Genomic DNA, 25039 nt, shown 5'->3' with positions numbered 1-25039 from the left:
TCGGCGGCTTTCACGTGCCGAGGCTGGTTACGGCCTCGTATCACCTGGAAGCGTCGACGTTATAGAAACAATTCGAGATTTATCGCACCGATTTGTAATGTTTTGTCAAGTAGTAGCGCCGGGGATACACACACTCGTGTTTTAGGCGCTGTCTGCATTCATGGATTCTGAAGCGTCCCGGGTTTCCCGGAGGCTCCTATCTATGAGAAGGAGCTATGATGAATACGATGAGCCAGAGATTTTCACCTGAGGTGCGGGAGCGTGCGGTCCGTATGGTTGGGGAGCATCGCGCCGATTACGGCTCGGAGTGGGCGGCGATGACGTCGATTGCCTCGAAGATTGGCTGCACGGCGGAAACTTTGCGCCGCTGGTGCCGCGATGAGGCGAGACGGCGGGCGGGGCCGGCGGGGCAAGCTGGTGACGAGCGCGTTCGGCTCAAGGAGCTTGAGCGCGAGGTCAAGGAGTTACGGCACGCCAACGAGATCCTGCGCAAGGCATCGGCGTATTTTGCGATGGCGGAGCTCGACCGCCACGGGAAATGATGATGGCGTTCATAGACCCCTCCGCAGCATTCCCCCTGCTAACGCAGGTGGAACCTTGGCTGCTTCGCCCATCGCGAGGACTTGGGTATCGAGCCGATCTGCCGCGAACTGGCGATTGCTCCGTCCTCCTATCATGAACATGCCGCCCGTATGCCCGGCGCATCGTGGGCTGGAAGGTCAGCACCAGCGCCACCGCCGGGTTCGTGTTGGACGCCCTGGAGCAAGCAATCCATGCGCGTAGGCCCGGCCCCGAGGATGGTCTGATCCACCATAGTGACAGGGGCGTTCAATACCTCGCCATGAATTACACCCAACGCTTGGCCGAGGCCAATCTGGTACCCTCGGTCGGCAGCGTCGGGGATTCGTACGACAACGCATTGGCTGAGACCATCAACGGCCTCCACAAGGCTGAGGTCATCTGGCGGCAGCCCTCTTGGCCGGGTGTGTCGGCCGTGGAAATGGCAACGTTGCGCTGGGTCGATTGGTTCAACAACCACCGCCTCTTCGGTCCCATCGGCCATATCCCACCCGCCGAGGCCGAAGCCAACTACTATGCAGCCCCTGAGAACATCGATATGGCTGCGTGACTCAAACCAAATAGCCTCCGGGAAACCCGGGACGCTTCAATCCAGCTTAGTGGTCGTCGACTTTCCTCGGCCCCAGCATCGCTTCCACCGTCTGGGCGTCGAGCGCATCCTGATAATGATTGCCGAAATGGGTCCGCACGTAATTCACCACGGAGGCGATCTGTGCGGGCGAGAGAATGTCGGAAAACCACGGCATGCCGCCATGCCCCTGCGCCACGATGGTCGCCGGATAGGCCGCCACCGCCAGGCGGGCATTATGCGCCAGCGCCGGCACCTTGCCCGCCCCGATCGCCCCCGTTCCGCCCTTCATGTGGCACGCCTGGCAGATCTGCCGGTAGATCTCGCTCCCGTCGGCCGACGGCGCCTGCGCCCGCGCCGGGCCGGCCGCGCCCCAGGCGCAGGCCAGCAGCAGGGCCTGAACCAGCCGCCTCATACGGCCGTCGCACGATGATGAAGTTGCCGGATAGCATCGAGCGATGACAGCAAAGCCCCCTCCTGCCAGCCTGCCATGTAAGAGGCATGATCACCGGCCAACACGATTCTTCCTTCCATGGACACCAGATTCTGGTAATGCGCGGCCCGGTCGGCCTCGCTCCAGCGCGCGCGGCACCCCAGCATCCACGGCACGCGGCTCCACGCCACGGAGGCACCGCTCAGGAATTCCTTCCGATATTGCGGATGGATTTTCTCGCCCTGTTTCAGCGCAGCCTCGATCCGCTCTTCCGGCGTCATCCCCGCCAGATCATATCCCCCGCGCCCCAGGGCAAACGCCCCCAACAGAACCGCCGGGCCCGCGGCATGGAAATTGTCATTGGGGTAGGACACCAAAGCAATTTCCTGATCCGTGAAGCTGATGCCGCCATAGATCGCCTCATCCTCCTCCCAGAACCGCCGGCGGAATTCCAGCCCGACCTTCGCGTGCGATGCATACGGCACGGCGCTGATCGCGGCCTTCTTGGCGGCCGACACCTGAATATCGATCTGCGAGAGAATAGTGAGCGGAAGCGTGCACACGCACCAATCCGCCTTCGTTTCATGCATTTCCGCCGACCGCGTGTCGGCCCAGCGGACCGTCACGCCCTTTTCGTCCTGCGCAATACCCGTCACCTTGGCATTCAGGGTGATCTGGTGCGGCAGGCGGCTGGCGAAGGCCTTGCCGATCATGTCCATCCCCCCGACGGGCTGGAACATGGTCGGCTGCATGTCATAGCTGGTGAAGAACTTCATGCTCTTCCACACCACCGGGTCCAGCACGTCATGAAACGGCAGCAGGTCCGACGGCAGCGGCGCGCCATCGGCCCCGGCCCCCGGCGGCCGGGCATAGCTGCGCTGCCCCGACACATGCAGCCCCTTGCGATAGGTGAGAGAATCATCGAGCGTCCCCCACCCTTTCAAGGCCTCCAGCAGCCGTTCGCGATCGTCCTGCGTCACGGCGTGGTCGAGCCCGCCGGTATTGACCGCCGTGGCCAGAAGCGACGCCACATTGCCATGGAAATCCGCCGCCACGTCCCGGTAGCGCTGCGGCCTGCCGCCGAACGCATGCGTGGAATGGACGAACGCATTGTTGTTGAACTGAATGAACGGCTCCAGCCGCACATTGAAGGCCCGGCAATAATGCAGGATGGCACGATGATGGTGCGAAATCCGCCACGGACCGGGATTGAGGTAATTCCCCGGCGCAAACCGGACCGTCTGCGTCGCACCGCCCAGCTCGGTATAGGTGTCGCCCCCACGCAGGGTCCAGTTCCGCCCGCCCGGACGGTTCTGGTATTCCAGCACCTGCACTTCGTAGCCGGCCCGTTCCAGCTCATACGCCGCCAGCAATCCCGCCAGGCCGGCACCCAGCACCACCACCTTCGCACCCCGGGGCGCCCCGGACAGGTCGGGCGCGCCGGTAAATTGCGATTCCGCCGCGTGACCCAGCGCCGTCATGGCCTGGTACATCGCCCCCGCACCCGCGATCAGGCCAATGGCCCGCAGCATGTCCCGCCGCGTGAAAGCAGTCTGGCCCGTCGTCATCCTGTCGTGTCTCTCCTGCCGGCTACGGTGTCAGTGCGATACCGTTATGACAGGCAGGGGCGAGGATTGTCAAAATCGCGTGAGTCCGGCGTTTCCGTTCTTTTTTGAAAAAAGAACCAAAAAAAACTTTTGATCTGTTCAGGGTTCTTTTGCAGGGACGCATGCGACACCCCCGCATGGACAGAGGTTCTTTCTTCAGAAAAGGAAGAAATTTTCAAACGCCATCCGGCAGTTTCGACCGCATCATCTCCCGCCGGTCGATCCGCTGCCCATCCACGACGAAGGTGCCGTCGCCGACGGCATGGATCGTCCGCCGCTCCTGCCGCGCGGCATCCATATGGGCCGCGACCCCCTCCAGCACCACGATGCTGTAGCGTTCGATGAAATCGACCACCCGGCATTCGATATGCGCCAGACACTGCCCGATCAGCGGCGCGCGAACCCGGTGGGCCTGTTCACGCACCAGCCCGAATGTCGCGAACTTGTCGGTATCCTGCCCCGAACAGGTCCCGATCCCCACGACGGTATCGATCATGTCCACCGTCGGAATCGCGATCACGCATTCCTTCGTGCGCTGCAACGCGGCGAAGGAATAATTCCACGGCCCGGTCGTGATGGCGAAGGAGGCCGAGAAATCCAGCACCATGGTCCAGGAAATGGTCATCACATTGTCCCGGTGGCGGTCATGGGTCGTGACCAGCACCACCGGCCCCGGCTCCAGCAGCGTGAATGCCTTGCTGATCGGCAGATCGTCCATGGCGGCCATCCTTCCGCGTCAGGCGGAGAATAGCATGTTTTCCCCTACCCGGCGGGCCATGAACCCGTCTCCGCTGTCGCATTTTCGCGATCATGTTGTTATCCCGTCCGGACCGGCCTCTCCCGCAGGGGCCCGCACCAGTGGAGACCATGATGACGTCGGCGATGCTCATTCTTGTCGGATGCCAGCTTCTGGGCGAATTGCTGCGCGCCACGTTTCAGCTCCCGATCCCCGGCCCGGTCATCGGCATGTTCCTGCTGGCCCTCGCCCTCGGCCTCCGGGCCCGGCGCACCGGCAATGACCGGACACCCGCACCGCTGAAGCCGGCGGCCGAGGGGCTGATCGCCAATATGGGCCTGCTGTTCGTGCCCGCCGGCGTCGGAATCATTGCCGAGGCCGGGGTCATCCGAAAGGAATGGCTGCCGATCCTCGTCGCCGTGGCCGGTTCGACCATTCTCAGCCTGATCGTGACCGCGCTGGTCATGCACTGGACCCTGCGCCCCACCCACACGCACGACACCAATGGCGAGGGACGCACATCATGAACGCCGCTCTCCATCATCTCTGGACGCCCCTTTCCGCCACTCCGCTGCTCTGGCTGGTGGTCACGCTGGCGGCCTATGTCATCGGCCGCCAGGTGCAGAAAGCCTGCGGGGGCTCGCCCTTCGCCAGCCCGGTGCTGATCGCGATCCTGATCGTGGGGGCAACCCTGCTGGGCACGGGCACGTCCTACGACACCTATTTCGCCGGCGCGCAGTTCATCCATTTCCTGCTCGGCCCCGTGACGGTGGCGCTGGCCGTGCCGCTGGCCGAGAATTTCGCGCTGGTCCGCCGCCATCTCTCCAGCATCGGCCTCGCCCTGCTGGCCGGCTCGCTCACCTCGGTCATCAGCGGCGTGGGCCTCGTCTGGCTGCTGGGCGGGTCGCGCAGCGTCGCGCTGTCCATGGCGCCCAAGGCCGTCACCACGCCGATCGCCATGGCGGTGTCCGATCAGATCGGCGGCGTGCCCGCGCTCACCGCCTCGCTGGCAATCCTGGGCGGCATCCTGGCGGCCATCATCGGCCGCCACATGCTCGCCCGCTTCCAGATCGACGACTGGCGGGCACACGGCCTGGCCGCCGGCGTCGCCGGCAGCGGCATCGCAGCCGCCCAGGTCGCAGCCCTCGACGAGGTCGGGGCGGCCTTCGCCGCCCTGGGCATCGGGCTCAACGGCCTGCTGACCGCCCTGCTGGTGCCGCTCCTGGCCGCATTGTGGCGTTAGCGCCCCGTTCGACACGCGCGCCGGCGGCCACCCGCCGCGCGCTGCGCGGATCGACACCCCACTAGACGACCGGTCTAATTCAGGATAGCCTCCCCTCATGAACGCAGCATCCGTCCATCACGATGTCCGCCGCCATATCCTGGACACGGCACGGCCGATCATCGGCAGCAAGGGCTTCTCGGCGGTCGGCCTCAACAAGATCCTCTGCGCGGCAGAGATCCCCAAGGGCTCGTTCTACCATTACTTCGCCTCGAAGGAGGCCTTCGGCGAGGCGCTGCTGGAGCAGTATTTCACCACCTATCTCGCCCGGATCGACGTGCTGCTGGACCAGCACGACGGCACCGCCGGCCAGCGTTTCATGACCTACTGGGCCCAGTGGCGCGACGCGCATATCGCCGGCACGGTCCACGACCATTGCCTGGCCGTCAAACTCGGCGCCGAGGTCTGCGACCTGTCGGAGCGGATGCGCCTGATCCTGCAGGGCGGCGCCACCGCAGTCGTGGACCGTCTGGCCCGCTTCATCGCGGCCGGCCAGCAGGACGGCTCGCTCCCCGTAACGCAGGATGCCCGCCCGCTGGCCGCCGCCCTCTACCAGCTCTGGCTGGGGGCGACGCTGCTGGCGAAATTCACCCGCGACCGTCAGGCGTTCGACGACGCCATGACGGCCACCCGCCGGATGCTCGGCCTGCCCGCCTGACCCGATTTTCCGTCGGCCACGCCGGCGGCAAGGAGACACCATGCAGAATTTCGAATTCTACAACCCGACCCGCATCATCTTCGGCAAGGACACGATCCCCCAGCTTGCCGACCATGTTCCGGCCGAAGCGCGCGTGCTGGTCCTCTACGGCGGCTCCAGCGCCGAGAAGAACGGCACGCTGGCCGAGGTCCGCGCAGCCCTGGGCACGCGGACGGTGCGTGAATTCGGCGGCATCGAGGCCAACCCCACCTACGAGACCCTGATGCACGCGGTCGCGACCATCCGTGCGGAAGGGCTGGATTTCCTGCTGGCGGTCGGCGGCGGATCGGTGATCGACGGCACCAAATTCGTCGCCGCCGCCGTGAACTACAAGGGCGACGCGTGGGACATCCTGCGCACCCATGGGGCGGATGTGACCGGCGCCCTGCCCTTCGGCAGCGTGCTGACGCTGCCCGCCACGGGGTCGGAAATGAACAGTTTCAGCGTCATTTCCCGCACGGAAACCAGGGAAAAGCTCGCCTTCGGCAGCCCCCACGTCTTCCCGCGCTTCTCGGTGCTGGACCCGACCAAGACCTACACCCTGCCGGTGCGGCAGGTCGCCAACGGCGTGGCCGATGCCTTCACCCACATCATGGAACAGTATCTGACCTACCCGGCCGGCGGCATGGCGCAGGACCGTTTCGCCGAAGGGCTGCTGCTGAGCCTGATCGAAATCGGGCCGAAGGTCATCGCCAGCCCGCATGATTACGATCTGCGCGCCAATCTGATGTGGATCGCGACCCTGGCGCTGAACGGGCTGATCGGCGCCGGCGTGCCGCAGGACTGGGCGACGCACATGATCGGCCACGAACTGACGGCCCGCCACGATATCGACCATGCCCGCACACTGGCCATCGTCCTGCCCGCCATGCTGCGGGTCCGCAAGGACGCCAAGCGCGGCAAGCTGCTGCAATATGCCGAGCGCGTATGGAACCTGCGCGACGGCACCGAGGACGAGCGGATCGAGTGCGCGATTGCGCGCACAAGCGCCTTCTTCGAAAGCCTGGACATCCCCACCCGCCTGTCCGCCTACGGGCTCGGCACCGAGACGATCGACGGCGTGATCAGCCAGCTCGCACAGCACGGCATGACCGCACTGGGCGAACACCAGGACGTAACCCTGGAAGTCAGCCGCCGCGTTCTGGAAACCAGCCTCTGAAAGCTCGGGACTAGGCGGAGAAAAGAGCCGAATCCCGCACATGCTGGCGATCCCACCGCCGCGTCAGCGGCAGCAATGCCGCAAACAGGATCACGATCGTGCCGGCGGCAATAGCCAGGGTCAGGAACAGGCCGGCATAGGCCTCCGCCCCCGCCGCCGGATGCGCGGGGGCACCGGCCGCCAGGTTGGCGACCATGCTGCCGACATACATCGCCACCCCCATCGACAGCAGGTACGACCCCATCATGAACCCACCCATGGCAGCGGGCACATAACGCGCAATCACCGCCAGCCCCAGCCCGCCGACCAGCAATTCACCCACCGCCAGGGCGCAATAGGCCGCGATCATGAACCAGGGCGAAACCAGCCCCGCCCCACCCGACAGCGCCCCCAGCCACCAGATCACGAAGGCCAGCGTCACCAGGCTGTATCCCACCACGAACTTCCGCGCGATCGGCAGGTCGCGCCCCTGCCGGGCCAGGCGCCGGTAGAGAAAGGCCAGGATCGGACTGGCCACCATGATCCAGATCGGGTTCAGGGCCTGGAACTGGCCGGCCGACATATGAAACAGCGTCACCCCGCCCAGCGTCACATCGCCGCGCACCGCACGCAGGGCGAACAGGGTCAGCGACGTCACGATCTGCTGGTAGAACACGAAATAGATCATGCCCTGGATCGACAGCATGTAGGCCATCCGCAACCCCGGCCGCTGCGCCGGCACGGCACGCCGATAGATCACCGCCCAGACGCCCAGGACCGACAGCGCGGCCAGCCACACACAGGCCCGCGCCACGGCCGGCCGATCCAGAATCAGGTGCAACCCCACGATCGCCCCCGCCATGCCCAGCAGCAACCCACCCACCGGCCCTGCGGCCAGCGGCGCAAAATCGGGCACCGAGCCGACATGGCGCAGCCGGCTACGCAGGACGGTATAGACGCCCAGGCCGAACGCCAGCCCGGCGGAGCAGGTGGCGAACGACGCCGCCGGGCCGAAATGGTCCTGCAGCAAGGGCGTCAGCAGGATCGACGCGGTCGAGCCGACATTGACCGCCATGTAATAGAGCGTGAAAGCGGAATCGAGCGCCGCGTCGTCACCTTCATAGATCCGGCGCACCAGATTGGCGGCATTGGGCTTGAAAAATCCGTTGCCGGTCGCGATCAGCGCCATGGCCACCGTCATCAGCCCGACATGCGCCGTCGCCACCGCCAGCGCGGCATAGCCGCCCATCATGCAGGTAGCCCCCAGCAGCATGGCCCGGCGCGACCCCAGCACCCGGTCGCCCACCCAGCCCCCAACCACCGGCAAGGCATAGGCCATGGCCGCGAAGGCCCCCATCAGCAGATTGGCCCGCGCATCCGCCATGCCGAGCTGCCGCACCATGAACAGCAACAGCACGGCCTGCATGCCGTAATAGCCGAACCGCTCCCACAATTCGATCGCAACCACGACAGCGAAGGACGAAGACCGCGTGGGCCGCGACGAGATGGAAGAAAGGGCAGACGGCATGAGTTTCCTGACAGATGACAAGAGCAAGGAGGGGCCCTTGCGGCCCCCCGGGCGCGAAAACGATTATAGATTCCTGTTTTCAATAGACTGTTCACCCAGCCGGACAAGCATGTCCGGCCAGGGCCTGCTTCACGAGCATGTTTTAAACGTTTCGATACCGAGCGGAAGCGATGCGTCGCCGCCACTGGCCCGCCCCATCCGATATCGGCATGTTAACGCCACTCGGAACAATGGGCCGGAGCACCCACGGCACGAGCGGAAAGGATCAGGGATGGAACAGAGCCACGACGATGCACCAGGTCCCGCCGGGCATGTGGTGGGCTATCGTGGCCTGACGCTCCATGACAGGGTGCAGGACGCGGCGATCGAACTGGCGATCCTCTATCCCACCATCGGCACACCGCATCCGCGCCGCTTCGGCCCCTACCACCTACCCCTCGCCGAAGGACCGGTCGCGGGGCATGATCGGCCGCTGGTCGTGCTGTCCCATGGCAATGGCGGATCGCCCTGGGTCTATCGTGACCTGGCAATGGCGCTGGCGTCACGCGGCTTCGTGATCGCCATGCCGAAACACCCCGGCAACAGCCTAAATGACGACGCGCTGGCCCGCACACTGGCCAATCTGGAAAACCGCCCCCGGCATGTGTGCCTGAGCATCGCCGCCGCCTTCGCCGACCCGGTGGTCGGCCCCGCCCTGCGGCCGGAGCGCGTGGCACTGATCGGCCATTCCCTGGGCACCTACACGGTGCTGGCGGCGGCGGGCGGCCAGCCATGGAGCGGCGGACGCAGCCCGGACGATCCGCCACGGCGCATCGCCGTCACGCATGACCGGCGCGTTCACGCGCTGGTACTGCTGGCCCCGGCCACCGGGTGGTTCCGCGCCCCCGGCGCCCTGTCGGCGGTCCGCTGCCCGATCCTGATGCGCACGGCGGCCGAGGACGACATCACCCCGCCGGTATTGGCCAATGTCGTGATGCAGGGCGTGCCCGACCCGGCGCAGGTCGATAATCGCTGCGTGCCCGGCGCGGGGCATTTCTCGTTCCTCAGCCCCTTCCCCGCGAACATGGCGCGCCCGGATTTTTCGCCATCGCAAGATCCGCCGGGTTTCGACCGCGCTGGCTTTCAGCACGTCATGGCGGATGAGATCGGTGCCTTCCTGCACCGCACGATGGCAGACCGGCCGCCCGCGTGACAGCCTTCGCGATCGCTTATTCCGTCCGGATCAGGGCCAGCTTGGGCTTTTGCCGCGAGAATGCAGGCCGCGTGTCTCGGCCGGACAGGGTGAACCCCGCGACCATCCGCGTCAGTTCGTCGGACGTCGCCACCAGATTGCGCACCGCCGAGGCACTTTCCTCGGCAACGGCGGCATTTTTCTGGGTCGTCTGTTCCAGCCCGCCCATGGCGATATTCAACTGGCTGATGCTGGCGGACTGCTCCTGTGCCGAATCCGAAATGCTCGACACGACATCGTTGATCTGCTGCACCTGCGACATGATGCGCCGCAATGCATCGCCGGCCTCGTGCACCAACGTCACGCCGGATTTCACCTGTCCGCCCGAGAGATTGATCAACGCCGAGATTTCCCGGCCCGCATCGGCCGAGCGCTGCGCCAGCGCGCGGACCTCGCTGGCCACCACGGCAAAGCCACGGCCCACATCCCCAGCCCGTGCCGCTTCGACACTAGCATTGAGGGCCAGGATATTGGTCTGAAACGAGATCTCGTTGATGATCCCAATAATGCCGGCCATTTCCCGGGATGATTTCTCGATCTCCGAAATCGCCGCGATCGTGCCATGGACGACGCTGCCCGCATGCTCGGCATCGCCGCGCGCCGTGTTGGCCATGTGGTTGGCCTTCCGCGTTTCCTCGGCTGTCTTCGCGACCCGCTGCGTGATCTGACTCAGCGCCGCCGACATTTCCTCCTGGCTCGCCGCCTGCTGTTCGCTGCGGCGAGCAAGATTCTCGGCCCCCTGGCGAATCCCGTCGGCGTTCGACACGATATCGGTCGCGTTCACCGAGATCTTGCACAGGCTATGTTCCAGCGTCTCGGCCGTCTGATTGAAATGCTGCTTCAGCGCGTCCAGGCGCTCGGGTATCCGGCCGCCTTCGATGCGATGGGTCAGGTCGCCATTGGCCAGCGCCGTCAGGGCATTGCCGATAATCTCAATCACCTCGCGATCTTCCTGGGCGCGGCGGTCCTGTTCCGCCTGCATCGCGACGCGCGCCTTATCGAGGTCATCCAGATAGGACGACACCGTCAGGTCGATCTCCATCAGCACCACCTTGCACAGACTGCCGATCACATCCCCGAGGTTCCGCGCCACCCGTGACGAGGTCCGGGACAGGAAACCACCATGCGACAGCATATCGCCAATGACGGACTGAACGAGATGGTTGAGAATGATCCCATAACCACCGATATACAGGCTCGGATCCAGCCCGATGCGGGCGTGCACCGAACCGATCGTCCGGACCTTTTTGACATATTCATCATCGAACCGCGCACCGGAAATCCGTTTCCAATGCGTCTGTTGGGCATGTTTCGCATGCTCGATCTGTGACTCGGAAGAAAAGAAACTCCGCGCCTTCGGCGTCCGGCGAACCTGGGCATAGAATTTGTCAAGCGCGGCCGGCATTTCCCGATCAATGAGAGCCTGAACAGATCGAATGGAACGAAAATCACTTTCGTTCATCTCAACGAAATCTTGCCTGGATTTGAAGTCAGACAGATCATGATTGTTCATGAATAATTCTCTCTTATATCAGGACTGAAAGTTGCCGGACAGGAGCATTCTATTTTGACGGCCATAAACTTAATATTCAGATAACGGAAACCGCTTAAGATTCTGTTTGGGAATGTGGGCTGGTGAACGAGCGCAGCCCGGGATGGGTCGCGTCATGCTATTAATTATCGACATCCTTCAAAACCCGCCTGTCTCAGGACCCTGGCCCGCATCCTGAAAAGATACAATCCCCCGCTACGCCAGAGCGCCACCAAGGGTTCGGCAGGATCAAGCAGGCGGAACGCAGGCCCCCCGGGGCGTTCCAGCCCCTCGCGCAGGCCGCGTCAGTAGCGCGGGGGAACGATCATGGCATCCGGGGTCGGCTGCCGTTCGTAGTCGGGATGATGGACGCGTTCGGGCAGCACCACGTCCGGCTTCGGCACCGGCCCGTAGGGAACGAGCGAGAGCAGGTGGGCGATGCAGTTCAGGCGCGCACGCCTCTTGTCGACCGCCTGCACCACCCACCACGGCGCTTCGTCGATGCTGGACCGCTCGAGCATCGTCTCCTTCGCATGGGTGTAATCCTCCCAGCGGCGGCGGCTTTCCAGATCCATCGGGCTGAGCTTCCACTGTTTCAGCGGATCTTCGATCCGCGCGCGGAAGCGAGCCTCCTGCTCGTCATCTGTGATCGAAAACCAAAACTTGATGATCTGGATGCCACTGCGAACGAGCATCCGCTCGAACTCGGGCACCGAGCGGAAGAACTCTTCATATTCATCCTCGGTGCAAAAGCCCATGACACGCTCGACTCCAGCACGGTTGTACCAGCTCCGGTCGAACAGGACGATCTCACCCGCCGCCGGCAGATGGGCCACGTAGCGCTGGAAATACCATTGCGTGCGCTCGCGGTCGTTGGGTGCCGGCAGGGCGGCGACGCGGCACAGACGCGGATTCAGCCGCTGGGTGATCCGCTTGATCGCGCCCCCCTTGCCGGCGGCGTCCCGCCCCTCGAAGATTACGACCAGGCGATGGCCGGTCGCCTTCACCCAATCCTGCAGCTTGATCAACTCGCCCTGGAGACGAACCAGTTCACGGAAATAGACGCGCCGAAACGCGCGGTCGGACGCGTCGAGCGTTCCACCGATGGCCTCTTCCTCCAACGAAAGCTCGAACTCCTCGTCCAGATCGTCGATGAGTTCGCGGCGCATCTGCACGCGCTCGCGCTCTTCAGCCGACAGGCTTTCCAGATCCTCATCGTCCATCGTCGTTGCCTTCCATGCTGTACGCCTTACTGGCCGAATAGGGCTTTCCACAGGAAAACGCGTTGAAATTTTCATGAATCCCTGTAGCCGGGCCCTCAGAACGTGGTGGTCATGTTCACGCCTAGCACGACGCCGTTACCGATCGGCCGCCCCGTCTGCGGATCGAACGACGTGCCGCCGACGTGCCAGAAATACTGAAAATCGGGCTGGATGATGAGGTACGGGGTCACGGCCGCCTGATAGGTCACCTCGATATGCTGCTCGGGCTTCAGCGCGCCTGCCAGGCTCGTGCCCAGACGCATGGCATCGCGCGCATTGCCGATTGCCCGGCTACCATAGAAGCCAGTTCCCCAGGCGATGCCGATCGTGTCGTCAGTCCGGCCCGGGACCATCCCGTCGAACGTCACGCCGCCCTGGATCTCGGCGGAGAACCGGTTGCGCGAGCCGTCATTGGCGGTGGCACGCACGAACAGGCTGATCGTCTTGCTCGACCCCGGCGCCGCCCGCCAGATCATCTGGTCGGCCATCATGTAGATCATCCAATTGTCACGATGGTAGCGCGGCTGGCCCGTACTGTCCGGTGCTGCCAGCAGGCCGCCGTGATCGTCGTATCGCTGGTCGGGGAAGCGGCCGGTGTCGTAAAGGCCGCCGAGTTTCCACGTTCCCGGCAGGCTGGGAGCCGCTTGACCGCCGATCCAGCGGGCGACATCGACCGAAAGCTGGGCCTCGCCTATGAACAGCGTCCCGCCGCTGGTCGAAAATGCGGTGCCCGACGGGTCGCGCTGCGTGGGCGCGATGGCGCTGTAGAAGGGGCCGCGCGTCGGGTTGTCGTCGGTGACGGCGCCCATCAGCACCAACTGGTCGATCGGCGTCCATTTCGCCCGCGCCCCCAGGGCCGAGAACGGCCAGGACGGCCCTCCGGAATAGAGGTTATTTGAGGTCGAGAGCGGCCAGCCGAAACTGGAATTGAGGAAGAATGAGGCGTTCTGACTGACCAAAAACTCGGTATCGAGGTCGATCGACCCCACCCTGACATCCAGCCGGTTCGCGAAGAAGCCCTGGCCGTACCAGAGTTCGAACAGCCGGGTCGAGCGCCCGGCATCGTAGCCGCTGACGGTATTCACCGCCCCGAGCCGCTCGCCCGTCAGCGACCGACCGCGGATCTGCAACGCGCTGACATTCAGCAACCCGTCCGGCCAGCCGAAGCCACGCTCGGTATCGAACATCAGGGTCACAGCCGTCATGCCGTCATAGGTGGGTCCGGGATGCAGGCCGCCTGAGGCGAGGCCCCATAATTCCTCGACATCCTGCATGTTGATTCGGATGCCGTGGCGGGCCAGCCAAGGCCGCGCCCCGCCGGCCTCACCCAGAAGTTCGCTGCCCGGGTCTTCGGGCGGCTGCACTTCCACCGGCGTCGGTGGGGGTAGCGGCACGCCGGAGGGCAGGACATCGGTGACCAGCGGCAGGGTGGCGGCCAGAATGCCGTTCCCCATCGTCAAGGGGCAGAGCACCGCCAGAAGACCCGCCACGCGGTGCAGGGCCGGGACGGGTCGTTCGACTTTCATGGCCTCGTGTCAGAAGACATGCCTCAGGATAAAGAACAGCATGCCGCTGATCAACATGGCAGCGGGCAGCGTGATCACCCAGGCCATGGCCATGGTGCGCAACGTCCGCCATTGCAGGCCCGAACCTGCCGCAGCCATGGTCCCCGCCACACCGCTGGAGAGGATATGGGTGGTAGAAACCGGCAGACCATAACCCTCGGCCAGGCCGATCGTCCCCATAGCAACCAGTTCCGCCGAGGCGCCCTGTGCGTAGTTCAGGTGCGTCTTGCCGATCTTCTCGCCCACGGTGACGACGATGCGCTTCCAGCCGACCATCGTGCCCAGGCCCAGCGCCACCGCGACAGCGACCTTGACCCAGGTGGGGATGAAGCGCGTGCCCGCATTGAGCTGCCCCATGAAATGCTTGAGGCCCGCAGCCTCGGCCCCTTCGAAGGCGGTGGTCTTGCCCAGGACGCGGATTGCGTCCGACACCAGGTACATGTCCGTGCGGACGTTCGGCACCTGCGCGGCGGGGATGGCGTTGAGGGTGGGGTACCCGCTGACCGAATGGGCGATATCGTCCGACAGTACGGCCAGCGCGCCATAGACCTGGCCATCCGCTACCGCCCTGTCGCGCAGCGCGGCCGTGACGCGTGCGCGGGCCGCTGCGACATCGTCGGCCCCCCGGCCCGTCATGTGATGACGGAAGATGCCCGCGGTCTCGCCAGCCGACTGGACGAAGGCCGGCATGGCCGATTCCGGCATGGCGCGATTGAGCGCATAGGCGGTGGGTGCCGCGCCGATCAGGATGAGCATGATCAGGCCCATGCCCTTCTGCCCGTCATTGCCGCCGTGGAAATAGGAGACGCCGGTGCAGGTGCCGATCAGCAGGCCGCGAATCCACAGCGGCGGGGGCTTGTGGCCCTCGGGCGCCTCGAACAGCGTCCGGTTGCGCACCAGCACGCGGAACAGCCAGAACAGCACCATCGACAGCACGAAGCCGCAGAGTGGGCTGAACAGCAGCGCGCTGAAGACCTTCGTCACCTGCGACCAGTCGACGCCATAGGTCGCCGCCCCGGTGGGTGCCATCAGCTGGTTGGCGATGCCCACGCCCATGATCGAGCCGATCAGGGCATGCGAGGAACTGTTGGGCACACCCATCGCCCAGGTCGCGAGGTTCCATACGATGGCGGCGATCAGCAGGGCGAAAATCATCGCATATCCCGCGCTGCTGCCCACCTGGAGGATGAGTTCGACCGGCAGCAGCGTGACCACGCTGTAGGCGACGGCGCCGGACGAGACCAGCACGCCCAGCAGGTTCCACATGCCCGACCACACGACGGCCACCATGGGCGGCATGCTGTTGGTATAGATGACGGTCGCGACCGCGTTCGCCGTGTCGTGGAAGCCGTTGACGAATTCGAAGCCCAGCGCGATCAGCAGCGCCAGTGCCAGCAGGGCGAAGGCCCCGACGGCCAGCCCGTGCTCGCCTGCCGCCTGCAGGTCGGTCAGGAGGCTGTACCCGACGAAGGCCAGCGCGCATGCCAGCACGGACAGGAAGAAGATCCTGAACGCGGCGGTGCCCCCGCTGTCCATTCTGGGACGCAGAAAATGACTGCGCGGTATGGTTGTCTCCGACAAGGCATCCCCCCTTGGCCAAAGGCGCTATGACAGCGCACACTCAGCGGAAAGCGCGGGGCAGAGACAGTGAAGTTATTTTGAAGGAGAGCCGCCGTGCGTCATGGAAGGATGCAGACCCCGATGCCCGGGACCCCAGGACACATCATCGAAACCGACCGGCTGCGGCTGACACTGCACGAAAGCACCGATTTCGGCCCGCTGGCCGAGATGTGGGCCGATCCGGCTGTCGTCCGGCATATCAGCGGCAGGCCGGCCACGGCGCAGGAAAGCTGGGCGCGGCTGCTGCGCTATCGCGGCCTGTGGCCGGTGCTGGGGTTCGGCTACTGGTGCGTCCGCACCCGCGACGGCGACCGGTATGTGGGCGACGTGGGCTTCGCCGATTTCAAGCGGGACACCGACCCGTTACTGGGCGGCGTGCCCGAGGCCGGCTGGGTGCTGGCACCATGGGCGCATGGCCGGGGCTACGCGACCGAAGCCCTGCGCGGTGCCCTGGAGTGGCTGGATCGCTCAACCCCGTTTCGCCGGGCGGTCTGCCTCGTGGCCCCGGACAACCGCCCTTCGCTCCGCGTGGCGGAAAAGACCGGCTTTCTGCCTGCTGGTCCCATTCGCGTGGGGACGGAACAGGCCGTGCTGCTGGAACGCCTGACCTAGCAGGTCAGGCGGACACCAGCACATCCAGCGGTGCCGCATCGGCCAGCATGGCCAGGTACAGCACCGCCGCGCGGTCGAGAATGCGGTCCGGGTAGAGCAGCGAGCGCCATGGGCCGGCCGGCGCGTCGTCCCAGTCCAGCGCCGTGCCGCGCCAGAGCATGGAGGGGCAGGACAGGTCGGTGGGGTCCGGCATCAGGGCGGCGGGCAGGCGCGGCGCGATCACCAGCATCGTCGCCCCTGCCGTGACGCGGGCGAAGGCGGCCAGATGCTGGCGCCGGGTGCCCGTGACCCTGACGGGCTGGTACGCCCCCTCGGCGAACAGGTCGGGATGGGCGGCCCGGAACCGCAGTATTGCTGCGATCAGCGCCTGTTTCACCCTGCCGTCGCGCCAGTGCGGCAGCAGCGGTCCGAGATCGGCGCCCTCGGCCAGCGCCGCCATGCGGCCGGCGAAATCGACCGGCCGGCGATTGTCGGGATCGACCAGGCTGAAATCCCAGAATTCGCACCCCTGATACAGATCCGGCACGCCGGGGCTGGTCAGGCGCAGCAGTGTCTGCGCCAGCCCGTTCAGCGCGCCCGCCGGGGCGATCTGGTTGACGAACGCATCCAGCATCCAGGGAAACCGGTTTTCGGGATGGGGGGAGAGCAGGCCGTCGAGGAAGGCGCCGCAGGCCTCCTCATAGGCGGGCTCGGGGTCGATCCAGCTTGTGTGGCGCTTGGCCTCGCGCAGGGCCTTGACCTGCCAGGCCGCCACGCGGTCGCGGAATTCCGCCGTGATCCTGTGCTCGAGCGGACCGTCCCCGACCGGCCAGGCGCCCAGCAGGGTCTGGTAGAGGATCAGTTCGTCCGCGCGGTCGGGCGCGGCGCAGGGGCCTGAGCGGGTCGTGATCCGCTGGCGCAGCGGGGCGTTGAAGGTGCTCCAGCGCGTGGCGACGCGTGCCCATTCCTGGGCCAGTTCGGACAGCACGGCCAGGCGCGCGCGGGCGTCCTCGCCGCGCTTGTGGTCGTGGGTGGCGGTGGCCAGCATGGCGCGGGGCCAGTCGCGGCGGCGCACGATATTGGCGGCGTGAAAGGCGGCGACGGTGCCGCCGAACTGGCCGGGATGCGTGCCGACATCGTTGCGCGACAGGAGGCGGCCATAGCGATAAAATGATGTATCTTCAACGGCTTTGGCGGCAAGCGGGGCCGTGAGATGCACGAAGCAGGCGATGGCGCCGGCGGCATCTTGCGGGGCCTGCGGGCCGAGTTGCCGCTCCAGCCAGTCCAGCACCGGCTGCTGTGCCGGTGGCAGCCCGGCGCGCACGCTCTGGCAGACCGCGTGCAGCACCTTGCCGCCATCGCCTTCATAGGTCCGGTAGACGGGAAAGCGGATGAGGATACGGCGCAGCACGCGTTCCAGCGCGGCGGGCGTGAAGTCGCGGGCGCGCGGGTCGCGCCGTGCCAGGGTGGCCAGGGCGTGGACCAGCCGGGCCAGGTCGGCGGCCAGCGTGCCGTCCAGCACCGCCTCGCGCGCTGCTTCCTGCTCCGCATGGAAGCTGGTGGCGCCGCCGGCGCCCCATACCCACAGATCGTCCAGCGCGTCCGCGCCGCGCTGGTCGTGGAGCAGCAGGTCGACCTGTTCCAGAAAATCGTAACCGGTGGTGCCGTCGACTGCCCAGCCGGTGGGGAGCACCTCCTCCACGGCCAGAATCTTCTCGACATAGAGGGGGGCGCCCGGTGGGGCCTCGGGCGGACGGGCGGGGGCGGCAGCGGCAAGCGCGCGATGCAGGCGCGTGGTATAAGCGCCCGGTTGGGTCAGCCCGTCGATATGGTCGACGCGCACGCCGTCGATCAGCCCGTCGGCATACAGGCCGATGATCGTGCGATGCACGGCGTCGAACACGTCGGGATGCTCGACACTCAATCCGGCCAGGCCGGTGATGTCGAAGAAGCGTCGCCAGTTGATCAGGTCGGAGGCCGTGCGCCACCAGGCGAGCCGGTAATGCTGGCGTTCCAGCAGCGCATGGAGGCGGGCCCGTCCCTCGGGCCCGGCCATGCGCGCCAGCGCGCGCGCGACGGCGGCCGCACCCTGGGGCGTGCGCGACCAGTCCGCCAGCCCGTCGGACGGGGGCGCGTCTTCGGGCGCGAAGAGATCGGGAAAGTGATCGGGGCAGATCGGGAAACAATGTTCGTAATGCCAGCAGGCGAAACGGCCCTCGGCTGCGTCGTAACGCAGTTCCAGCGTGCCGTTGTCCAGGCAGTCGCCGTAGGGTTCGGCCAGGAAGGGCAGCAGCACGCGGTCGCGCAGGCTGTCGTCGGGCGGGGACCAGTCGATGTCGAACATATGGGCGCACCGGCTGGACCGCCCCCAGGCCAGCACATCCTCCCACCACGCATTGCCGCTGCCGCCCACCGCCATGTGGTTGGGCACGATATCGAGGATCAGCCCCATGCCGTGCGCGCGCAGCCGCGCCACCAGCCGGACCAGGGCCTCGCGCCCGCCCAGCTCGGGATTGATGCGGCTGTAATCCAGCGTGTCGTAGCCGTGGGTCGAGCCCGGGCGGGCGGCCAGCAGCGGCGAGGCGTAGAGGTGGCTGATGCCGAGCCCGGCGAAATAATCGACCAGCGGGACCGCGTCATCCAGCGTGAAGCCGGCGTGGAATTGCAGGCGGACGGTCGCGCGCACGCCCGCCGTCATACGCGATTCCGGGCGGTGCGCAGCAGGTCCAGCCGGCGGGCCGCGTCCGGCCGCTCCAGCACCGGCGGGCCGGGCGGGTAGCGCTGCTGCCAGTTGGGGTGGCCCGAAATGGTGCCGGGCAGGTTGGGTTGTTCGGGCAGGCCCAGCGCATCTTCCAGCGGCAGGATCGCCAGCGCCGAGGCGGCGGTACCGACGAAGCGCGCCGCCGCATCGACCACGCGGGCCGCGCCGTCGGGCGTGACGGGCGGCGGATCGGGCGCGGCCGGCGGGTGCAGCGCCGCCCACAGCGCATCGCGGTCCCGCGCGCGGGCGGCCAGCGCGTCCTCGGCCCTGGTGCCGCGCGCCAGCTGGCGCAGGCTCTTGCGCCAGCCGATGTCTGTAGCCTGCCACCAGCCGGCTACGGTGGGCAGGTCGTGCGTGGTCGTCATGGCCACATCGTTCGCTCCCCATTTGTCGGGCGGCAGGAACGCGCCCTGTGCATCACGCTGGAACCATAGCACATTCATGCCCATGATCGACCGCTGTGCTGCGCGGGTGCGAAAACCCGGGGGCACGGTGCCCAGATCCTCACCGATCACCACCGCCTGGTGCCGGTGCGATTCCAGCGCCACCAGCCGCATCAGGTCCCGCCCCGGGAAGGAGAGATAGGCCCCGTCGGCGGCCGACGCGCCCTCGGGGATCACCCACAGCCGTTCCAGCCCCATCACATGGTCGATGCGCACCCCGCCCTGGCGCGTAAGCGTCGCGCGCAGCGTGTCGATGAAGGCGCGATAGCCGTGGGCGCGCAATGCGCCTGGAGAGAAGGTGGTCAGCCCCCAATTCTGCCCCAGCGGGCCCAGCGGGTCCGGCGGCGCGCCGACCGAGCCGCCGATCAGGAAATCGTCCTGGTTGGCCCAGCACTGGCTGCCGGCCGGATCGGTGCCGACCGCCAGGTCCGCGATCAGGCCGATGCGCATGCCGGCATCGCGCGCCGCCTGGCCCGCGCCGTGCAGGCCGCGCGCCGCCAGCCATTGCAGGAACAGGTGGAAGCAGACGTCGTGATGGCGTTCCTCGGCGAAGCGCGCCACCTCGGGACTGGCGGGATCGCGCAACGCACCGGGCCAGGCACGCCAGTTGCCGCCGCGCGGGCCACGGCCGAGCTGATGCGCCTGCAGGGCCTCGAACACCGCGTGGCAATGCAGCGCGCGGCCATGGGCGGCGACGAAGGCCGTCAGTTCGGCCGGCGGCGCGGGGCGGATGACATCGTCATACAGGCCGCGCAGCATGCGCAGCCGCAGTTCGGCCGCCTGCGGCCAGTCGATCAGCGGCGCGTCTTCCAGCGCCCGCGCGGCCTGCGGCGAGATGCGCAGCCGGCGCATCATCGCCCCGATATCATGCGTGGAAAACCAGCTGCGCATGTCGGCGAGCAGCACGTTCAGGAACAGCCTGCTGGAGGGGGAATAGGGGCTGAACTGCGCGGGCCGGGCGCTGAACATGGCATGGACCGGGCTGATGGCCAGCGCGTCGGCGCCGGCCGCGGCGGCCTGGCGCGCCAGGTCGGCCAGGGCCCCGAAATGGCCGATCCCGGCATCGTGCCGGGCGCGCAGGGCGTGGAGCTGCACCGACAGGCCCCAGCCGCGCGCGCCGCCCGTGGCGTCGGCCACTGTGCGGCAGCGGGCCGGCGCGATGGCCAGTACCGTCCGCCGGCCCGCGATTTCCAGCCTGTGATAGCCGAGATCCGAAATGGCGGGCAGCCTTGCGCAGCCGTCGCTGGACCGGCCGGCATGGCCCGAGATGACGCTGCCATCCTCGCATTCCAGCCGGAAGGCCAGCCGTTCGGACGATGCGCGCAGCGGCAGCACCGTGGCCACGCCCGCCTGCCCCACCACCATCGGCGGCAGCGCGTCCTCCTCCAGCTTCGCCCCGTCTTCCAGCACGCGCAGCAGGCCGCGCAGCGTATCGGCCCCGACACGATGCGAAACGCCGGCTGCGTCGCGCCATGCGGTGGCCAGACCTGCCTTGCGTGCCCGCGTGCGCAGGCTGCGGTCATTCATGAGCAGCCCCCGAAGGCGGCCGGGGCTCGGCCAGATGGACGACCACGCCATGCGACGGCAGGGGCCCCTGCCCGCCCGGCTGCGGCGGGTCCTGGTACAGGATCGGGCCGGCCACCCAGTCCGGCAGGTCGACCGCATCCGGCCCGAGATTGAGGCCGATCGACAGGATCGCCCCGTCGCCCATCCGCCAGCGCGCGGCCACCGCGCCCGGCCCCACGACCCGCGCGCCCAGGCCCCGGGCACCGCGCAGGCGCGGCGTGATGCGGGCGTGGCGCAGGCGCAGCAGGGTGGCGAAGAAGCCCTGCCATGCCCGCCCTTCGGCCGTGGCGGCCTCCTCGGCCAGGGGGAGCGACGCGGCGAAGGTGTCGGGGTGGTTGGGATCGGGGATCGTCTCGCGCCGGGCCGGGTCGCTGAAATGGGCGAAGGCGGCGAATTCGCGCCTTCGGCCGTCGCGCACGATATCGCCCAGGATGGGCGGGTGGCTGGTGAAATAGAGGAACGGCCGGCGCGAGCCCCATTCCTCGCCCATGAACAGCAGCGGGATCTGCGGCGACAGCAGCAGCAGCCCGTAGGCGGCGCGCAGCGCCTGCGGCGGGGCCAGCACCGTCAGCCGCTCGCCCATCGCGCGATTGCCGATCTGGTCGTGATTCTGCAGGAACAGGATGAAGGCGCTGGCCGGCAGGCCGCCCGTTTCCATGCCGCGCGGGCGGCCGAGGGTGGGAAACAGCTCGCCCTGGAAGGCGAAGCCCTCGGCCAGCACGCGCGCCAGGCGCCCGGCCGGATCGGTGGCGAAATTGGCGTAATAGCCCTCGTCCTCGCCGGTCAGCAGCACGTGCAGGGCGTTGTGCCCGTCATCGTTCCATTGCGCGTCGAACCCCGAGCGCAGCAGGCCGGAATCGTTGTTCTCGTTCTCCAGGATCAGGTGCACGTGGCGGCCGGGCTCGGTCCGGGCGCGGACATGGGCTGCCAGTTCGACCAGCCAGTCACGCTCGCCGATGGCCTGCACCGCGTCCAGACGCAGCCCGTCGAACCGGTATTCCATCAGCCAGTACAAGGCGTTTTCGGTGAAATAGGCCTGCACGGCCGGCTGGCGGAAATCGATGGCGTCGCCCCAGGGGGTCTGCGGGCCGCCATGGAAGAACGGGGCGGCGTAGGCGGGGAGGAAATTCCCCTCCGGCCCGAAATGATTGTAGACGACATCGAGAAAGATCATCATGCCCAGCGCGTGGGCGTGATCGACCAGCGCCTTGAGGTCGTCGGGCGTGCCGTAGGCGGATTCCGGCGCGTAGGGCAGCACGCCATCATACCCCCAGTTGCGGCCGCCGGGGAATTCGGACAGCGGCATCAGCTCGACGGCCGTGATCCCCAGGGCCGCCAGCCGGGCAAGCTGGTCGCGCACGCCGCGAAACCCGCCGGCCGCGCCGACATGGATTTCGTAGATGACGGCCTGTTCCCACGGCAGGCCCCGCCACTCGTTCTCCTGCCAGTCATAGGCGCGGGGGTCGACCACCTGGCTGGGGCCCGACACGTCGCGCGGCTGGGCGCGCGAGGCCGGGTCGGGCACCGCCAGATAGGGGCCGACCCGGTAGCGATAGAGCGCGCCGGCGCCGCAGGGGGCCGTGACCTCGAACCAGCCATGGGGATGGCGCTCCATCGGTACCGGGGCCTGCCCCTCGATCTCGACCGAGACCGAGGAACTGGACGGTGCCCAGAGGCGAAAGCGCGTCTGGTGCGGCGCGACCAGGGTTGCGCCGAAACTGCAGGCGAAAGCATGGGTCTTACGCATCGACCGTTCCCTTTGCATGCCGTGCGTCGGGAGTGAAGCCGAGCAGCACGACGCCGTGGGCACCCACCGTCCAGCGCGCCAGCCTGTCCGCAATGGTGCCGGTCCGGGCCGGGTCGGCACTGTCGAGCAGCAGCGTCCATTCGCCCGGAACCGGCGGCAGGGTACAGTCCGCGTCCGCGCCGCCCGCGTTCATGATCAGGTAGGTGGTATCGGTGACGCCGGAATCATCAGTGCACGAGCGCAAAAGGCCCAAGATTCTGCCGTGCTCGTCATTCCAGGCGTCGGACGTCATCGGATGGCCCTCGGGATCGTACCAGGCGATGTCGAGGAGACCGGCCGGGGTTTCGCGCTTGCCATACAGAAAGCTGCGCCAGCGTACGGAGGGGTGGGCGGCGCGCAGGGCCGCCAGCCGGGCGACATAGGCGATCATCGCCTGCCCGGCGGCCGAGGCGGCCAGCGACCAGTCCAGCCAGGCGGTGGGGTTGTCCTGGCAGTAGGCGTTGTTGTTGCCGCCCTGGGTCTGGCCGAATTCGTCGCCCGCCAGCAGCATCGGCGTGCCCTGCGACAGGAACAGGGTGGCCAGCATGGCCCGCCGCACCCGGGCGCGCATCGCCAGGATCGCCGGATCGTCGGTCGGGCCTTCCACCCCCCAGTTGCGGCCGAGATTGTCGGAATGGCCGTCCTGCCCGCCCTCGCCATTGGCGTCGTTATGCTTGTGGCTGTAGCTGACCAGGTCCATCAGCGTGAAACCGTCATGCGAGGTCACGAAATTGACCGATGCCCACGGGCGCCGCCCGCGCCGGTCGAACACATCGGCCGAACCGGCGAGCCGTGCCGCCAGGTCGCCGCGCGTCAGCGCATCGCCGCGCCAGAAGCGCCGCACCGTGTCGCGGTAGCGGTCGTTCCATTCGGCGAAGCCGGGCGGATGGTTGCCGAGCTGGTAGCCGCCGGGCCCCGGGTCCCACGGTTCGGCGATCAGCTTGCGCGTGGACAGGACCGGGTCCTGGCGCAGCACGTCGAAGAAGCCGCAGAACGGGTCGAACCCGTAGCTCTCGCGCCCCAGGGTGGAACACAGATCGAAGCGGAACCCGTCGATATGGAAATCGACCGCCCAGTGGCGCAGCGAGTCCATGACCATCTGCAGCACGCGCGGGTGGGAGAGGTTGAGCGTGTTGCCGCAGCCGGTATCGTTGATCAGGTGGCGCTCGTCCTCCGGCACCAGCCGGTAATAGACGGCGTTGTCCAGCCCGCGATAGCACAGGGTGGGGCCGAGTTCGCTGCCCTCGCACGTATGGTTGTAGACCACGTCGAGGATGATTTCGATCCCTGCCGCGTGCAGGCGGCGGATGGCGGTGCGGATTTCGTGCGGGGAGCCTTCGGCCAGGTAGCCGGTCTGGGGTGCGAAGAAGGCCAGCGTGTTGTAGCCCCAGTAATTGGTCAGCCCGCGTTCGATCAGGAACCGGTCCTTGAGGAAGGCCTGGACCGGCATCAGTTCCAGCGTGGTGATGCCCAGATGCAGCAGATGGTCGATCAGGCGCGGGTCGGACAGGGCGCGGAAGGTGCCGCGTTCGACCGGCATCAGGTCGTTGCGGCGCATCGACAGGCCGCGCACATGCGCTTCCATGATCACCGTGCGGTCCCACGGCACGCGGGGCAGCCGGTCCTCGCCCCAGTTGAAGGCGTCGTTGGTGACCACGCTCTTGGGCATTGCGGGGGCGCTGTCGCGCCGGTCGATCGACAGGTCGCCGCGCGGCGAGTTGACGCGGTAGCCGAACAGCGCGTCCGACCAGGTCAGGGTGCCATGCAGCGCGCGGGCATAGGGATCGACCAGCAGCTTGTGCGGGTTGAAGCGGTGGCCGCGCAGGGGCTCGTAGGGGCCGTAGGCGCGATAGCCGTAGAGCAGGCCCGGCCGCGCATCGGGCAGGTAGCCGTGCCAGACTTCGTCGGTGCGTTCGGGCAGGTCGAACCGCGCGACCTCCCGCCTGCCCGAGTGATCGAACACGCACAGGTCGATGCGGTGCGCGTTGGCCGAGAAGACCGCGAAATTGACACCCAGCCCGTCCCAGGTGGCGCCCAGGGGTGCGGGCGCGCCGCGCATCAGCCGGGCGGGAAAGCGCATCATCGGCCGGACCCTGTCTGAGAGCCTGGCCGAAA

General features: G+C 67.1%; 18 protein-coding genes, 1 pseudogene and 1 other annotated feature. Of the genes and pseudogenes, 7 read left to right on the top strand and 12 right to left on the bottom strand.

Going from position 1 to position 25039, the window contains the following annotated elements; all coding sequences use genetic code 11:
• Window positions 1-218: 218 nt before the first annotated feature.
• Window positions 219-1129: pseudogene (locus HLH35_RS06195) on the top strand (DDE-type integrase/transposase/recombinase).
• Window positions 500-593 (top strand) — a sequence feature (AL1L pseudoknot). Its footprint overlaps the pseudogene before it by 94 nt.
• Window positions 1130-1175: 46 nt before the next feature.
• Here HLH35_RS06195 and HLH35_RS06190 read toward each other — a convergent pair.
• The 3 genes from HLH35_RS06190 to HLH35_RS06180 form a co-directional block, all read right to left on the bottom strand.
• Window positions 1176-1562, bottom strand: a complete 387-nt coding sequence (locus HLH35_RS06190; protein ID WP_182978320.1) for a c-type cytochrome — start codon at window positions 1560-1562, stop codon at window positions 1176-1178.
• Window positions 1559-3148, bottom strand: a complete 1590-nt coding sequence (locus HLH35_RS06185) for a flavin monoamine oxidase family protein (RefSeq protein WP_182978319.1) — start codon at window positions 3146-3148, stop codon at window positions 1559-1561. The genes HLH35_RS06190 and HLH35_RS06185 overlap by 4 nt, the downstream gene beginning before the upstream one ends.
• 214 nt (window positions 3149-3362) lie before the next feature.
• Window positions 3363-3905, bottom strand: coding sequence for a flavin reductase family protein (locus tag HLH35_RS06180; protein WP_182968054.1), 543 nt, complete (start codon window positions 3903-3905; stop codon window positions 3363-3365).
• 164 nt (window positions 3906-4069) lie between these two features.
• Between HLH35_RS06180 and HLH35_RS06175 the strand changes: the two genes are divergently transcribed.
• The 4 genes from HLH35_RS06175 (at window position 4070) to HLH35_RS06160 (ending at window position 7061) form a co-directional block, all read left to right on the top strand.
• The gene (locus HLH35_RS06175) at window positions 4070-4450 is read left to right on the top strand and encodes a CidA/LrgA family protein (protein ID WP_220790565.1); all 381 of its coding nucleotides are present in this window, start codon (window positions 4070-4072) and stop codon (window positions 4448-4450) included.
• On the top strand, window positions 4447-5166 hold the full coding sequence (locus HLH35_RS06170) for an LrgB family protein (protein WP_182978318.1): 720 nt from the start codon (window positions 4447-4449) through the stop codon (window positions 5164-5166). The genes HLH35_RS06175 and HLH35_RS06170 overlap by 4 nt, the downstream gene beginning before the upstream one ends.
• Window positions 5167-5263: 97 nt before the next feature.
• On the top strand, window positions 5264-5863 hold the full coding sequence (locus HLH35_RS06165; RefSeq protein WP_182978317.1) for a TetR/AcrR family transcriptional regulator: 600 nt from the start codon (window positions 5264-5266) through the stop codon (window positions 5861-5863).
• Window positions 5864-5903: 40 nt separating this feature from the next.
• Window positions 5904-7061, top strand: a complete 1158-nt coding sequence (locus tag HLH35_RS06160; RefSeq protein ID WP_182978316.1) for an iron-containing alcohol dehydrogenase — start codon at window positions 5904-5906, stop codon at window positions 7059-7061.
• Window positions 7062-7071: 10 nt separating this feature from the next.
• On the opposite strand, the gene HLH35_RS06155 is transcribed toward HLH35_RS06160, so the two are convergent.
• Window positions 7072-8568 carry a peptide MFS transporter gene (locus HLH35_RS06155; protein ID WP_182978315.1) on the bottom strand — a complete coding sequence of 499 codons (1497 nt, stop codon included), beginning with the start codon at window positions 8566-8568 and terminating at the stop codon, window positions 7072-7074.
• A gap of 271 nt (window positions 8569-8839) precedes the next feature.
• On the opposite strand from HLH35_RS06155, the gene HLH35_RS06150 reads away from it, so the two are divergent.
• The gene (locus HLH35_RS06150; protein ID WP_182978314.1) at window positions 8840-9760 is read left to right on the top strand and encodes an alpha/beta hydrolase family protein; all 921 of its coding nucleotides are present in this window, start codon (window positions 8840-8842) and stop codon (window positions 9758-9760) included.
• A gap of 16 nt (window positions 9761-9776) precedes the next feature.
• Here the strand turns inward: HLH35_RS06150 and HLH35_RS06145 are convergent, their stop codons facing one another.
• The 4 genes from HLH35_RS06145 to HLH35_RS06130 form a co-directional block, all read right to left on the bottom strand.
• A complete protein-coding gene (locus tag HLH35_RS06145; protein WP_182978313.1) occupies window positions 9777-11261 on the bottom strand; it encodes a globin-coupled sensor protein in 1485 nt (494 codons plus the stop codon).
• 374 nt (window positions 11262-11635) lie between these two features.
• Window positions 11636-12499: a polyphosphate kinase 2 gene (gene ppk2 / locus HLH35_RS06140; protein ID WP_408870102.1), complete on the bottom strand. Its 864-nt coding sequence runs from the start codon at window positions 12497-12499 to the stop codon at window positions 11636-11638.
• A 149-nt stretch (window positions 12500-12648) separates the two neighbouring features.
• Entirely contained in the window at window positions 12649-14118 is a 1470-nt protein-coding gene (locus tag HLH35_RS06135; protein WP_182978311.1) for a carbohydrate porin, read from the bottom strand.
• Between the two features lie 9 nt (window positions 14119-14127).
• Window positions 14128-15693, bottom strand: coding sequence for an inorganic phosphate transporter (locus tag HLH35_RS06130; RefSeq protein ID WP_182978310.1), 1566 nt, complete (start codon window positions 15691-15693; stop codon window positions 14128-14130).
• 165 nt (window positions 15694-15858) lie between these two features.
• Here HLH35_RS06130 and HLH35_RS06125 point away from each other — a divergent pair, with 165 nt between their 5' ends.
• Entirely contained in the window at window positions 15859-16389 is a 531-nt protein-coding gene (locus HLH35_RS06125; protein ID WP_182978309.1) for a GNAT family N-acetyltransferase, read from the top strand.
• A 4-nt stretch (window positions 16390-16393) separates the two neighbouring features.
• Here HLH35_RS06125 and treY read toward each other — a convergent pair whose 3' ends face one another.
• The 4 genes from treY to glgX are packed head-to-tail and all read right to left on the bottom strand — an operon-like array spanning window position 16394 to window position 25007.
• Window positions 16394-19066 (bottom strand): malto-oligosyltrehalose synthase, encoded by a 2673-nt coding sequence (treY, locus tag HLH35_RS06120; protein ID WP_182978308.1) that lies wholly within the window; start codon window positions 19064-19066, stop codon window positions 16394-16396.
• Window positions 19063-21099 carry a 4-alpha-glucanotransferase gene (malQ, locus tag HLH35_RS06115; protein WP_182978307.1) on the bottom strand — a complete coding sequence of 679 codons (2037 nt, stop codon included), beginning with the start codon at window positions 21097-21099 and terminating at the stop codon, window positions 19063-19065. The genes treY and malQ overlap by 4 nt, the downstream gene beginning before the upstream one ends.
• Window positions 21092-22885 carry a malto-oligosyltrehalose trehalohydrolase gene (treZ, locus tag HLH35_RS06110; protein ID WP_182978306.1) on the bottom strand — a complete coding sequence of 598 codons (1794 nt, stop codon included), beginning with the start codon at window positions 22883-22885 and terminating at the stop codon, window positions 21092-21094. Before treZ ends, malQ begins: the two co-directional genes overlap by 8 nt.
• Window positions 22878-25007, bottom strand: coding sequence for a glycogen debranching protein GlgX (gene glgX / locus HLH35_RS06105; RefSeq protein WP_182978305.1), 2130 nt, complete (start codon window positions 25005-25007; stop codon window positions 22878-22880). The genes treZ and glgX overlap by 8 nt, the downstream gene beginning before the upstream one ends.
• Window positions 25008-25039: the final 32 nt, after the last annotated feature.

The sequence above is a fragment of the Gluconacetobacter asukensis genome (assembly GCF_014174375.1).
GTDB lineage: Bacteria > Pseudomonadota > Alphaproteobacteria > Acetobacterales > Acetobacteraceae > Gluconacetobacter > Gluconacetobacter asukensis.
This window is presented reverse-complemented; position numbering and strand designations above follow the sequence as displayed.

Excerpts from the sequence above, each read along its gene's own strand:
- HLH35_RS06190 (WP_182978320.1), bottom strand. The coding sequence starts at position 1,562 with ATGAGGCGGCTGGTTCAGGCCCTGCTGCTGGCCTGCGCCTGGGGCGCG.
- HLH35_RS06185 (WP_182978319.1), bottom strand. The coding sequence starts at position 3,148 with ATGACGACGGGCCAGACTGCTTTCACGCGGCGGGACATGCTGCGGGCC.
- HLH35_RS06180 (WP_182968054.1), bottom strand. The coding sequence starts at position 3,905 with ATGGACGATCTGCCGATCAGCAAGGCATTCACGCTGCTGGAGCCGGGG.
- HLH35_RS06175 (WP_220790565.1), top strand. The coding sequence starts at position 4,070 with ATGCTCATTCTTGTCGGATGCCAGCTTCTGGGCGAATTGCTGCGCGCC.
- HLH35_RS06170 (WP_182978318.1), top strand. The coding sequence starts at position 4,447 with ATGAACGCCGCTCTCCATCATCTCTGGACGCCCCTTTCCGCCACTCCG.
- HLH35_RS06165 (WP_182978317.1), top strand. The coding sequence starts at position 5,264 with ATGAACGCAGCATCCGTCCATCACGATGTCCGCCGCCATATCCTGGAC.
- HLH35_RS06160 (WP_182978316.1), top strand. The coding sequence starts at position 5,904 with ATGCAGAATTTCGAATTCTACAACCCGACCCGCATCATCTTCGGCAAG.
- HLH35_RS06155 (WP_182978315.1), bottom strand. The coding sequence starts at position 8,568 with ATGCCGTCTGCCCTTTCTTCCATCTCGTCGCGGCCCACGCGGTCTTCG.
- HLH35_RS06150 (WP_182978314.1), top strand. The coding sequence starts at position 8,840 with ATGGAACAGAGCCACGACGATGCACCAGGTCCCGCCGGGCATGTGGTG.
- HLH35_RS06145 (WP_182978313.1), bottom strand. The coding sequence starts at position 11,261 with ATGAACGAAAGTGATTTTCGTTCCATTCGATCTGTTCAGGCTCTCATT.
- ppk2 (WP_408870102.1), bottom strand. The coding sequence starts at position 12,499 with ATGCGCCGCGAACTCATCGACGATCTGGACGAGGAGTTCGAGCTTTCG.
- HLH35_RS06135 (WP_182978311.1), bottom strand. The coding sequence starts at position 14,118 with ATGAAAGTCGAACGACCCGTCCCGGCCCTGCACCGCGTGGCGGGTCTT.
- HLH35_RS06130 (WP_182978310.1), bottom strand. The coding sequence starts at position 15,693 with ATGGACAGCGGGGGCACCGCCGCGTTCAGGATCTTCTTCCTGTCCGTG.
- HLH35_RS06125 (WP_182978309.1), top strand. The coding sequence starts at position 15,859 with ATGCCCGGGACCCCAGGACACATCATCGAAACCGACCGGCTGCGGCTG.
- treY (WP_182978308.1), bottom strand. The coding sequence starts at position 19,066 with ATGACGGCGGGCGTGCGCGCGACCGTCCGCCTGCAATTCCACGCCGGC.
- malQ (WP_182978307.1), bottom strand. The coding sequence starts at position 21,099 with ATGAATGACCGCAGCCTGCGCACGCGGGCACGCAAGGCAGGTCTGGCC.
- treZ (WP_182978306.1), bottom strand. The coding sequence starts at position 22,885 with ATGCGTAAGACCCATGCTTTCGCCTGCAGTTTCGGCGCAACCCTGGTC.
- glgX (WP_182978305.1), bottom strand. The coding sequence starts at position 25,007 with ATGATGCGCTTTCCCGCCCGGCTGATGCGCGGCGCGCCCGCACCCCTG.